We start from the raw sequence: 11,916 nt of genomic DNA on the forward strand, positions 1-11,916 counted from the left end.
CAGAAGGGCGTCCAGGCCAGAAGTCACACTCAGGTCAACGGGCGCCCTTCGCCATGGTCGCGGCCAGCACAGACATCGGACTCATTCATCTAGCCCCTGGGAAGGGTGGCGACGACCTCGTACACGCCCTGCGTGCGGGTCGCCGTCAGGGTCCCGCCCAGGCTGCGGACGCGCTCGGACATGCTGGCCGTGCCCGAGCCCGCCGAGACGGGGGCCCGGCCCGGGGTCCGGGCCGGCAGGGCGTTGCTGACGGCGATCCGCAGCCGCGGGCCGTCCGCCGTGATCGACACGTCGATGGTCTCCCCGTGCGCGTGCTTGGCCGCATTGGTCAGGCACTCCTGCACCACCCGGTAGACGGCCGCCTGCCGCAGCGGCGACAGCCCGTGCACGTCCTGGTCCATGGCGAGCCGGACGGGCGAACCGGCCCGTCCGCTCTCCTCGGCGAGCGCCGCCAGCCCGTCCACACCCGGGGTCGGGGCCCGCTCCCCGCGCTGCACGATGATCTCGTTGAGCACCAGGTGGGCCCGGCGCGCGGTGTCCGCCAGCTCCTCGAAGTCCGGTCCGTACGCCGTCTCGCGCGCCCGCATCGAGAGCACCTCGGAGCGGACCGTGAGCAGGGTCAGCTCGCGCCCGACGAAGTCGTGGACGTCGCGGGCGACGGAGGTGCGCTCCTGCTGGACGGCCTGGAGTACGGCGGACTCGGCCCGTCGCGCCGTCAGCTCCCCCACCAGGTCGTGCCGGTAGGCGGCGATGCCCACCGCCGAGGCGAGCACCCCGATGGGCACGACCAGGCTGAGGAAGCCGCTGAGGGTCTGCCCCTGGGGCTCGGGCCAGCCCGGCAGGACGAACATGACCAGCGCGAAGGCGACGTACCCGAGCGTGGCGAGGATGCCCGCCCGGCGTCCGCGGTAGCGGCCGACCGAGTAGAGGGCGAACTGGATCAGGGTCAGCTCGTGCAGCCACCCGATGAACAGCAGCGCGGCCACGTACGAGATCCAGGGCTGCCGGCGTCGCACGACCAGGGCGGCGCAGCCGAGGGCAAGGACCACGGCCGCGGCGGGCCCGGTCAGCGAGTTGTCGGCGGCGGCGAGGCCCGGCAGGTCGAGGGCCATCAGGCCGAGGCAGCCGAGCGCCGTGAGCACGTCCACGGCCCGGGGAGACCCGGCCCAGCTCTCGGTGAGCCGGCGGCCGGAGGCCACCAGCCGGTCGAAGGCCGGAACGACGGGCTTGACGCGCATGCCCTCCATCATCCGTGGTCAGCGCACCCGTTCGGATCACCCGGTCCCGAAAACGCAGTGATTTCGGGCACTTCGGACAGGCCCCGTGTCCCCCGCCGCCTGCTGTGACGCCGCCGTCCCGGAGTTGGGGATACGGCGAAGGCCCCCGCGTCGACCGACGGCGCGGGGGCCTTCTCGTGTGCCTACGGGAACGCTAGTGCTGTGACCGGAAAGGTTCACCGGGTCGCGACGCCCGGCACGGCACCTCGCGGCGTTGTCGGACCACGGAAGGACGTCCAGTACGAGCGGTGGCCCTCCGCCTGGCGATGCACCGCACCGGACGCCGCGACCCGGCAAACCTTTCGGCCACAGCACTAGGCGGCCGGCAGGCCCGCCAGCTGGTCCTTGATCCGGGCGATGTCCGCCTCGGCCTTGGACAGCCGTCCCTTGATCTTGTCCACGACGTTGTCGGGGGCCTTGGCCAGGAAGGCCTCGTTCCCGAGCTTCGCCTCGGCCTGCAGCTTCTCCTTCTCCGCGGCGCCGAGGTCCTTCGTCAGACGCTTGCGCTCGGCCTCGACGTCGATCGTGCCCGACAGGTCGAGGGCCACCGTGGCGCCGGCGACCGGGAGGGTCGCGGAGGCGCTGAAGGCGTCGCCCTCCGGCTGGAGGCGCAGCACCTGGCGGATGGCCGCCTCGTGCGCGGCGAGCGCCGTACCGGACAGGTCGAGACGGGCCGGCACCTTCTGCTTGTCGTCGAGGCCCTGTTCCTTGCGGAAGCGGCGGACCTCGCGGACGAGGTTCTGGACGTTCCCGATCTCGGTCTCGGCGGCCTCGTCGCGGAAGCCGCTGTCCTTGGGCCAGTCGGCGATCACGAGGGACTCACCGCCGGTGAGCGTGGTCCAGAGGGTCTCGGTGACGAAGGGGACCACGGGGTGCAGCAGGCGCAGCGTGACGTCCAGGACCTCGCCGAGGACCCGCGCGGAGACCTTGGCCTGCTCGCCGCCCGCGAAGAACGTCGTCTTCGACAGCTCGACGTACCAGTCGAAGACCTCGTCCCACGCGAAGTGGTAGAGGGCGTCCGACAGCTTCGAGAACTGGTAGTCCTCGTAGAAGGCGTCGACCTCGGCCACCGTCTTGTTCAGCCGGGACAGGATCCAGCGGTCGGTGGCCGACAGCTGCTCGGCCGGCGGCAGCTCGCCCTCGACGGTGGCGCCGTTCATCATCGCGAAACGCGTGGCGTTCCAGATCTTGTTGGCGAACTTGCTGGAGGCCTGGACCCAGTCCTCGCCGATCGGGACGTCGACACCCGGGTTGGCGCCGCGGGCCAGGGTGAAGCGGACCGCGTCGGAGCCGTACCTGTCCATCCAGTCCAGCGGGTTGACCGCGTTGCCGAAGGACTTCGACATCTTCTTGCCGCGCTCGTCACGGACCATGCCGTGCAGGGCGATGGTGTGGAACGGCGGGGTGCCGTCCATCGCGTACAGGCCGAACATCATCATCCGGGCGACCCAGAAGAAGAGGATGTCGTAGCCGGTGACCAGGACGGCGTTCGGATAGAACTTCGCCAGGCTGTCGGTCTGCCGCGGCCAGCCGAGCGTGGAGAACGGCCACAGGCCGGAGGAGAACCAGGTGTCCAGGACGTCGGTGTCCTGGGTCCAGCCCTCGCCCGCCGGAGGCTGCTCGTCCGGTCCGACGCAGACGACCTCGCCGTTCGGGCCGTACCAGACGGGGATGCGGTGGCCCCACCACAGCTGGCGCGAGATGCACCAGTCGTGGAGGTTGTCGACCCAGTCGAAGTACCGCTTCTCCATCTCCTGCGGGTGGATCTTGACGTCACCGCTGCGGACCGCGTCACCGGCGGCCTTGGCGAGCGGGCCGACCTTGACCCACCACTGCATCGACAGACGCGGCTCGATGGTGGTCTTGCAGCGCGAGCAGTGGCCCACGGAGTGGGTGTACGGGCGCTTCTCGGCGACGATCCGGCCCTCGGCGCGCAGCGCGGCGACGATGGCGGAGCGGGCCTCCAGCCGGTCCAGGCCCTGGAAGGGGCCGTGGGTCGTGATGATCGCGTGCTCGTCCATGACGGCGAGGTTCGGCAGGCCGTGGCGCTGGCCGATCTCGAAGTCGTTCGGGTCGTGCGCCGGGGTCACCTTGACGGCGCCGGTGCCGAACTCGGGGTCGACGTGCTCGTCCGCGACGACCGGGATGCGGCGCCCGGTGAGCGGCAGCTCGATCTCGGTGCCGACGAGGTGCTTGTAGCGCTCGTCCTCGGGGTGGACGGCGACGGCCGTGTCACCCAGCATCGTCTCGGCGCGGGTGGTCGCGACGACGATGGACGCGTCGCCCTCGCCGTAGCGGATCGAGACGAGCTCGCCCTCGTCGTCCTGGTACTCGACCTCGATGTCGGAGATCGCGGTCAGGCAGCGGGGGCACCAGTTGATGATGCGCTCGGCGCGGTAGATCAGCTCGTCGTCGTAGAGCTTCTTGAAGATGGTCTGGACGGCCTCGGAGAGGCCCTCGTCCATGGTGAAACGCTCCCGGGACCAGTCGACGCCGTCGCCGAGGCGGCGCATCTGGCCGGAGATCTGACCGCCGGACTCGCCCTTCCACTGCCAGACGCGCTCGACGAACGCCTCGCGGCCGAGGTCGTGGCGAGACTTGCCCTCCTTGGCGAGCTCGCGCTCGACGACGTTCTGCGTGGCGATGCCGGCGTGGTCCATGCCGGGCTGCCACAGCGTCTCGTAGCCCTGCATGCGCTTGCGGCGGGTGAGGGCGTCGATCAGCGTGTGCTCGAAGGCATGGCCCAGGTGCAGGCTGCCCGTGACGTTGGGCGGCGGGATGACGATGGCGTACGGGGGCTTCTCGCTCTTCTCGTCCGCCTCGAAGTAACCGCGCTCTACCCAGCGCTCGTAGAGCTTCCCTTCTACCTCGGCCGGCGCGTACGTGGTCGGCAGTTCGGAGTCGGGGCTGCTGGGTGTCTGCGTGTTCTCGGTCACGGGGCACAGTTTAGAGCGGTAACAGTCCAGTCATGAAACCGGTATTCCCGGGGCCCGCCGCCCTGCCCGCACCAGGCTTCCGTCAGGATGTGTGAAACGTATAAGCAACCTCATTGGGGGACGCGGGATGAGTTACAACCAGCCAGGGCCCTACGGCCAGCAGCCCCAGCAGCCCCAGCAGCCGGGACCGTACGGGCAGCAGCCCCCGCCGCCGCCCGGTCCGTACGGCCAGCCCGCCCCCCAGCCCGGCCCGTACGGCCAGCCCGCGGCCCCGCAGCCGGGCTACGGCTACCCGCAGCAGCCGGGCGTCCCGCCGCAGGGATACCCGCAGCAGCCGCCGACGCCGGCGTACGGCTACCCGCAGCAGCAGGCTCCGTACGGCGGGCAGCCCCCGAAGAAGTCCAAGGCCGGCGTGATCATCGGCGTGGTCGTCGCGGTCGCGGTGATCGCGGGCGGCGGCTGGTACCTCCTGGGCGGCGGCGCGGGCGGCACCATCTCCGCGGACACCAAGGGCTACAAGCTGTCCTACCCCGCTGCCGTCGACAGCTATCAGAAGGCGCCGGACGCCTCTGGTGCCCCTGCGGCCGACGCCCCGGTCACTGGTGAGGGCAAGGCCAAGGCGGAGGCACTCGGTGTGCAGAACGCACACAACGCGACCGCCAAATACCAGATCGGTACGGACGGGAAGGGCAAGCAGCTCGCGGCCAACGGCCTCTGGGGCGAGATCGCCGACCCGGAGAAGGCGGTCGACGGCTATTACGCCGGGATCGGCCAGAACAACAAGGAAACCGAGAAGCTCGGCTTCAAGTACGAACTGGTTGGAACTCCGAAGGAGTTCAGCCCGGCCGGATTCAAGGGCGCCGTAATGAAGTGCGCCAACATCAAGATGATCAGCACCAAGCCCACGAGCAAGACGCCGAAGGACATCGAGGTCCCCTCCTGCGCCTGGGCCGACCACTCGACCCTGGTCGGCGTCAACGCCGCCGACCCGGCAACGTTCCTTCTCGGCGGGAGCAGCGGCACCCTCGACGAGGTAGCAACCCTGACAGCGAAGCTCTACAACACCTCGCGCACCAAGGCCTGATATCGGCAAGGGCCCAGCACGCGCTGGGCCCTTGGGTCATGACGTCAGTCACGCGCCGCCTGGTAGCACGCCTCCCTGGCGTCGTCCCACTTCACGCTCAGCTGGATCAGGATGTTGAAACAGACCTGCTCGCCGACGAAGCCACCCTCACCGTGGTTGCAAGCGCTGATGACGTTGGATCCGACGTTGTAGCCCAAGTTCCGCATGTAGTTGGTGCAGTCCCCGGACGTAGCCTGCGCGGGCGATGCCGCGAGCACGGGCAGCGCACCCGCCATTGCCGTCGCCGCCGCCATCCCGATGATCCGTCGCGTCTTGCTCATGCACCTACTCCTTGCGGGTTGTGATTTCTACCAGTCGGTAGCCAACCCGTTAGGGGGAAGGAGTTCCATGGGGAATCGAACTTATGGCCGAGTCTCGCACTTCTTGGCTGGTCACCCCATGACAGGAGGGCCACTGCCAGCCATCTGGCTGGAAGCGGCCCTCCTGTGTGATGCCTGGTGCGGCTAGGCCGACTTCTCGTGCGGGCCCTGGTCCTTCGGGACGATGCGGGGCACCAGCGTCGGGTTGACGTTGGAGCGGACCACGTCCGAGGTGATGACCACGCGGGCCACGTCCTTGCGGGACGGGACCTCGTACATCACCGACATCAGGACCTCTTCCATGATGGCGCGCAGGCCGCGCGCGCCCGTCTGGCGGAGGATCGCCTGGTCCGCGATGGCCTCCAGCGCCTCGCGCTCGAAGTCCAGCTCCACACCGTCGAGTTCGAACAGCCGCTGGTACTGCTTCACCAGCGCGTTGCGCGGCTCGATCAGGATCTGGAGCAGGGCCTCGCGGTCCAGGTTGTGGACGGAGGTCAGCACGGGGAGGCGGCCGATGAACTCGGGGATCATCCCGAACTTCACCAGGTCCTCCGGCATGACCTCCTGGAACTGGTCGCTGGCCTCGATCTCGCGCTTCGAGCGGATCGTCGCCCCGAAGCCGATGCCCTTGGCGCCCGCACGCGACTCGATGATCTTCTCCAGGCCGGCGAACGCGCCGCCCACGATGAAGAGCACGTTCGTCGTGTCGATCTGGATGAACTCCTGGTGCGGGTGCTTCCGGCCGCCCTGCGGCGGTACGGAGGCGGTCGTGCCCTCCAGGATCTTCAGGAGGGCCTGCTGTACGCCCTCGCCGCTCACGTCGCGCGTGATCGACGGGTTCTCGCTCTTGCGGGCCACCTTGTCGATCTCGTCGATGTAGATGATCCCGGTCTCGGCCTTCTTGACGTCGTAGTCGGCGGCCTGGATCAGCTTCAGCAGGATGTTCTCGACGTCCTCGCCGACGTACCCGGCCTCCGTCAGCGCCGTCGCGTCGGCGATGGCGAACGGGACGTTCAGCATCCGGGCGAGGGTCTGCGCGAGCAGCGTCTTGCCGGAGCCCGTGGGGCCCAGCAGCAGGATGTTGGACTTCGCGAGCTCGATCGCGTCGTCCCGGCCCTGCGCGCCGCCGTTCTCGCCGGCCTGAACCCGCTTGTAGTGGTTGTAGACCGCTACCGAGAGCGCCTTCTTCGCCGGCTCCTGGCCGACGACGTAGCTCTCCAGGAACTCGTAGATCTCACGGGGCTTGGGGAGTTCCTCCCACCGGACCTCGGAGGTCTCCGCGAGCTCCTCTTCGATGATCTCGTTGCAGAGGTCGATGCACTCGTCGCAGATGTACACACCGGGTCCTGCGATGAGCTTCTTCACCTGCTTCTGGCTCTTTCCGCAGAACGAGCACTTGAGCAGGTCGCCGCCGTCACCGATGCGTGCCACGAGGTGCTTCCCCTTCGCCTGGGAGACGCCTGGTTCAGCGCTCCTGGTGCCTCATATCCGACGGTACCTTGCCAGGGGCCCCGAGCGGGGCCCCCTTGACGTGGTTCACATCGCCCAATCCGGCGACGTGCTCACGCCAACGAGTGGCAAGGATCAGACCGCGCTGCTCTTACGGGTGGAGACGATCTGGTCGATCAGGCCGTACGCGAGCGCGTCTTCGGCCGTGAGGATCTTGTCGCGCTCGATGTCGTCGCGGATCTTCTCGATCGGCGTCGTCGAGTGCTTGGCCAGCATGGTCTCCAGCTGGTCGCGCATGCGCAGGATTTCGTTGGCCGCGATCTCCAGGTCGGAGAGCTGCTCACGGCCGGTGCCGCCGGAGGGCTGGTGGATCAGCACGCGGGCGTTCGGCAGGGCCATGCGCTTGCCGGGGGTACCGGCGGCGAGCAGGACCGCGGCGGCGGAGGCCGCCTGGCCCATGCAGACCGTCTGGATGTCCGGCTTCACGAACTGCATCGTGTCGTAGATCGCCGTCAGCGCGGTGAAGGAGCCACCGGGGCTGTTGATGTAGATGGAGATGTCGCGGTCCGGGTCCATCGACTCCAGGCACAGCAGCTGCGCCATGACGTCGTTGGCGGACGCGTCGTCGATCTGCACGCCGAGGAAGATCACGCGCTCCTCGAAGAGCTTCGCGTACGGGTCGTACTCGCGCACGCCCTGCGAGGTGCGCTCGACGAAGCGCGGGATCACGTAGCGATTGTCCACCTGCGGGCCGGTGTAGAGGCCGCTCGCGGAGAAGTTGTTCTGCATCTGGGTGTTCACCATCCTGGTGGCGTTCTGCGGGCTGTCGGCTGCTGGGTACTGACGGTGGGTCCCGGGATCAGGCCCCGGTGCCGCCGCCGCCCGGTGCGCTGGACGCGGCCGAGATGATCTCGTCGATGAGGCCGTAGTCCTTGGCCTCCTCGGCGGTGAACCAGCGGTCGCGGTCGCCGTCGCGGATGATCGCCTCGACGGACTGGCCCGAGTGGAACGCGGTGATCTCGGCCATCCGCTGCTTGGTGCGCAGCAGGTACTGGGCCTGGATCTTGATGTCCGACGCGGTACCACCGATACCGGCGGAGCCCTGGTGCATCAGGATGTCGGTGTTCGGCAGGGCGAAGCGCTTGCCCTTGGCGCCACCGGTGAGCAGGAACTGGCCCATCGAGGCCGCCATGCCCATACCGATGGTGACGACGTCGTTCGGGATGAACTGCATGGTGTCGTAGACGGCCATACCGGCCGTCACGGAGCCACCGGGGCTGTTGATGTAGAGGTAGATGTCCTTCTCCGGCTCGGCGGCCAGGAGCAGGAGCTGCGCGGTGATCTTGTTGGCGATGTCGTCGTCGACCTGCTGGCCGAGGAAGATGATGCGCTCGCCGAGCAGCCGGTTGTAGACATGGTCGCCGAGGCCGCCACCGATGGACGGCTCACCCGCGGCGTAAGGCTTCAGATTCGTCACGTATCCACCTGCTCGTCTCCGACGGCCATGTGCCGTCTCAGCGTCTCGTTCTGGGGCCCGGTCCGGCCGGAGCGGACGAGTCCGCCGGCGCCCGGGTACTCACGTGCCCTCGTATTCATGGACCCTAACGCGCAGGTAGGACAACGCCATCCCGCTTCCCGAACTGTTCGCTCGGAGCGCAAGCTCCGGGGGCCTTTCGGGAGGCGTGCCGAAGGGCCCGGACGCGACTGCGTCCGGGCCCTTCGGGGCACTGCTCGGTGGGCTTCGCCCGGTGTTACCTCAGGGTGTTACTTGGCCTCGTCGGCCGGCGCCTCGGCGTCGCCGTCCGCGGCGGCCTCGACCGTCTCGGAGGTCTCGGCGGTCTCGTCCTCGTCCTCGTCGGACAGGTCCACGACCTCACCGTTGGTGTCGACGACCTTGGCGGCCTCGACGACGACCGCGAGGGCCTTGCCGCGGGCGACCTCGCCGACCAGCATCGGAACCTGGCCACCCTCGACGACCGCCTGGGCGAACTGGTCGGGGGACATGCCGGAGGACTGGGCACGGCGCATGAGGTGCTCGGTGAGCTCCTCCTGGTTGACGCCCAGCTTCTCCTTGTTGACCAGCGCGTCGAGGACGAACTGGGTCTTGATGCCCTTGATCGCCTGCTCGGAGGTCTCGGCGTCGAACTCCTCGACCGTCTTGCCCTGGAACTCCAGGTACTTCTCGATGGTCAGACCCATCTGGCCGAGCTGGTGGTGCTCCAGGTTGTGCTTGCGGGTCTGGACCTCGTCCGCGAGGAGCTTCTCGGGGATCGGGACCTCGACGAGCTCGAGCAGCTTCTCCAGGACGCGCTCCTGGGCCTGCGTGGCCTGGTCGTACTGCTTCATGTTCTCGAGGCGCTTGCGGCTGTCGTCCTTGAGGGCCTCAAGGGTGTCGAACTCGCTCGCCACCTGCGCGAACTCGTCGTCCAGCTCCGGGAGCTCCTTGGCGGAGACCTTGGTGACCTTGACGGTGACCTCGGCGTCCTTGCCCTCGGCGGAGCCGCCCTTCAGCTGGGAGGTGAAGGTGGTCTCGCCACCGGCCTCCAGGCCCGTGACGGCCTCGTCGATGCCCTCGAGGAGCTCGCCCGAGCCGATGGTGTAGGAGACGTCGGAGGCGACGCCGTCGGGCAGCACCTCGCCGTCGACCTTGGCCTCGAGGTCGATGGTGACGACGTCACCCTCGGCCGCGGCGCGCTCGACGTCCTTGGTGGACCCGAAACGGCCGCGCAGCTGCTCGACGGACTTCTCGACGTCCTCGTCGGAGACCTCGATGGCGTCGACCTCGACCTCGATGCCGGAGTAGTCCGGGATCTCGATCTCTGGGCGGACGTCGACCTCGGCGGTGAAGGCCAGGATCTCGCCGTCCTTCAGCTCCGTGATGTCCACGTCCGGCTGGCCCAGCGGGTTCAGGTCGGCCTCGTTGACCGCCTCGGTGTAGAACTTCGGGAGGGCGTCGTTGACGGCCTCCTCCAGCACCGCACCGCGGCCGAAGCGCTGGTCGATGACGCGGGCGGGGATCTTGCCCTTGCGGAAGCCCTTCACCGTGACCTGCTGGTTGATCTTCTTGTACGCCGCGTCGAGGCTGTCCTTGAGCTCCTCGAAGGGCACCTCAACAGTGAGCCGAACCCGAGTCGGGTTCAGGGTCTCCACGGCGCTCTTCACGGTTCGGTCTCCTTGGTGGCTGACTGCTGGGGATTCTGCCGTCACGCTGTGATTCAGCGGTTCGGCGGACTTCGGCCCGGTACATCAGACACACGGGCACGCAGCTTGCATAGTAACCGCAAGCGGCAATCAGCCCACAACGCGATCTTGTGGAGACACTGCTGCTGGTCGGGGTGGCCGGATTCGAACCGACGACCTTCCGCTCCCAAAGCGGACGCGCTACCAAGCTGCGCCACACCCCGTCGGTGCGACACGTAGGGTACATGGCCGGAGACACTCTGATGCGCGGGGTTTCCCGAGGCATTTCGGGCTGGTCCCCGCCACGGCGCCGAATGTGGTGTGCACCCACCGGGAGCGACCCGCTAAGATGCTGTCCGTGCCGAGGTCCCCGGACCTGCGGCGCGCGCGTTGCGGGTGTAGCTCAATGGTAGAGCACTAGTCTTCCAAACTAGCTACGCGGGTTCGATTCCCGTCACCCGCTCTGAAGCACAAAGGGCCAGGTCAGAGGATGTTTCCTCGACCTGGCCCTTCGTCTTTCCCGGGGCCTGCGCGTCCCCGCTCACGACCCGCAAGCGAGGAGTGCCCGGTCCGTAGTGCCGGCCCCCACCACCTTCACAGGCGCGGCCATCCGCACTTCGCCGCACCCAGTACGTGTTGACGTCGTGGTTGCCGCGTCCTCGCCAGTCACCCGTTCCCTAGCCACCCCCTCTGCGATCCCGTGGTACGGCAGCGGACTGCCGCAACGGCGGCAACAGGGCCGCTCTGGATGAACAGTTGAATCGGGGAAGGTCGGTAAGGAAGAGCCTTGTTTCGGGTGCGCTGTCCGCTGCCACCGCGGCAAGCGCGGTTGTGGCCGACGGTGCCGGCGTGGCAGACGCCGATCCGGGTCCGCGGCCCGTAGTGCCTGCTCACGGGCGGACCGGGGGCGCCGGCGGCGGCACTCGACAACATCACCTGGGCGCAATATCCGGCGGTATTCCTCCTTGGGGGAATCTATGCCCTCGCCCTCGACAAGATGAGGATCTCGGCAGGTGACGGACCTCTTCGCCCGTGGGTCGCCGTGGCCTCAGTCGCCGCCGCCGGAGCCACCGCCGCCGTCCGGGCTGCTGTCGGTGGTGGGAGCGGAATCGTCGTCGAGGGCTTTGCCCATGCGGCGCAGGGTGCGCCCGAGGCCGTCGGGGATGGTGCTGAGCAGTCCGTACCGGACGGGGCCCGGGTCGAGTGCCACGGGGCCCGAACGTACGTACGCGGGAAGGTCCGCGGTCGCCAGGCGTCGCCGTCCCGCCCGGGTGGGCCGGCGTCGCCGGCTGCCCACGCAGCCGAGGGAGACGAGGCGGCGGGCGAGTTCATCGACCTCGTCGCAGTGTGCGAGGGCCTCGATCACCTCCTGGACGCGCTTGCTCCGCGGGCAGGCGGCGAATACCGCGAGTTCGACCGGGTGTTCGGGGCGTTCTCCGTCAACGATGCGTAGACGAGCGGCCCTCAGGGAGAGCATCCCGCGCTCGACGAGCGAGATGATCGCAGTCTCCACGACCCGCTGCTCGCCGCCGGCGAGGTAGGCGAACTCGTACAGGTCCAGTGCCTCACCGCCGTTCCCCGCTCCCGTCCGGTGATACGCCCTCGCCATACCGTCTCCCCCGTCCCTACGC

Annotated in this window: 9 protein-coding genes and 2 tRNA genes; 2 read left to right on the top strand and 9 right to left on the bottom strand. The window is 68.5% G+C overall.

Annotation, left to right across the window (positions count from 1 at the left end; all coding sequences use genetic code 11):
* Window positions 1–89: 89 nt before the first annotated feature.
* On the bottom strand, window positions 90–1,238 hold the full coding sequence (locus ACGFZK_RS36645; RefSeq protein ID WP_393853163.1) for a sensor histidine kinase: 1,149 nt from the start codon (window positions 1,236–1,238) through the stop codon (window positions 90–92).
* A 353-nt stretch (window positions 1,239–1,591) separates the two neighbouring features.
* A complete protein-coding gene (locus ACGFZK_RS36650) occupies window positions 1,592–4,213 on the bottom strand; it encodes a valine--tRNA ligase (RefSeq protein ID WP_393853164.1) in 2,622 nt (873 codons plus the stop codon).
* Window positions 4,214–4,340: 127 nt separating this feature from the next.
* Here ACGFZK_RS36650 and ACGFZK_RS36655 point away from each other — a divergent pair, with 127 nt between their 5' ends.
* Window positions 4,341–5,297, top strand: coding sequence for a hypothetical protein (locus ACGFZK_RS36655; RefSeq protein WP_393853165.1), 957 nt, complete (start codon window positions 4,341–4,343; stop codon window positions 5,295–5,297).
* Between the two features lie 44 nt (window positions 5,298–5,341).
* Here the strand turns inward: ACGFZK_RS36655 and ACGFZK_RS36660 are convergent, their stop codons facing one another.
* From ACGFZK_RS36660 to ACGFZK_RS36685, 6 genes are all read right to left on the bottom strand, one after another.
* A complete protein-coding gene (locus ACGFZK_RS36660; protein ID WP_393853166.1) occupies window positions 5,342–5,617 on the bottom strand; it encodes a hypothetical protein in 276 nt (91 codons plus the stop codon).
* Between the two features lie 183 nt (window positions 5,618–5,800).
* Window positions 5,801–7,087 carry an ATP-dependent Clp protease ATP-binding subunit ClpX gene (gene clpX / locus ACGFZK_RS36665; protein WP_301371147.1) on the bottom strand — a complete coding sequence of 429 codons (1,287 nt, stop codon included), beginning with the start codon at window positions 7,085–7,087 and terminating at the stop codon, window positions 5,801–5,803.
* Between the two features lie 153 nt (window positions 7,088–7,240).
* Window positions 7,241–7,909 (bottom strand): ATP-dependent Clp protease proteolytic subunit, encoded by a 669-nt coding sequence (locus ACGFZK_RS36670; RefSeq protein WP_362591449.1) that lies wholly within the window; start codon window positions 7,907–7,909, stop codon window positions 7,241–7,243.
* Between the two features lie 55 nt (window positions 7,910–7,964).
* Complete coding sequence (locus ACGFZK_RS36675; protein ID WP_393853167.1) at window positions 7,965–8,582, bottom strand: ATP-dependent Clp protease proteolytic subunit; 618 nt, start codon at window positions 8,580–8,582, stop codon at window positions 7,965–7,967.
* 287 nt (window positions 8,583–8,869) lie between these two features.
* The gene (gene tig / locus ACGFZK_RS36680; protein ID WP_393853168.1) at window positions 8,870–10,267 is read right to left on the bottom strand and encodes a trigger factor; all 1,398 of its coding nucleotides are present in this window, start codon (window positions 10,265–10,267) and stop codon (window positions 8,870–8,872) included.
* A 165-nt stretch (window positions 10,268–10,432) separates the two neighbouring features.
* Window positions 10,433–10,509: transfer RNA gene (locus ACGFZK_RS36685), tRNA-Pro, on the bottom strand.
* 168 nt (window positions 10,510–10,677) lie between these two features.
* Here ACGFZK_RS36685 and ACGFZK_RS36690 point away from each other — a divergent pair.
* Window positions 10,678–10,748, top strand: a tRNA-Gly gene (locus ACGFZK_RS36690).
* A 585-nt stretch (window positions 10,749–11,333) separates the two neighbouring features.
* Here the strand turns inward: ACGFZK_RS36690 and ACGFZK_RS36695 are convergent.
* Window positions 11,334–11,894 carry a TIGR04222 domain-containing membrane protein gene (locus tag ACGFZK_RS36695; protein WP_393853169.1) on the bottom strand — a complete coding sequence of 187 codons (561 nt, stop codon included), beginning with the start codon at window positions 11,892–11,894 and terminating at the stop codon, window positions 11,334–11,336.
* Window positions 11,895–11,916 lie beyond the last annotated feature (22 nt).

This window comes from Streptomyces sp. NPDC048257 (assembly GCF_043201855.1).
Classification (GTDB): Bacteria; Actinomycetota; Actinomycetes; order Streptomycetales; family Streptomycetaceae; genus Streptomyces.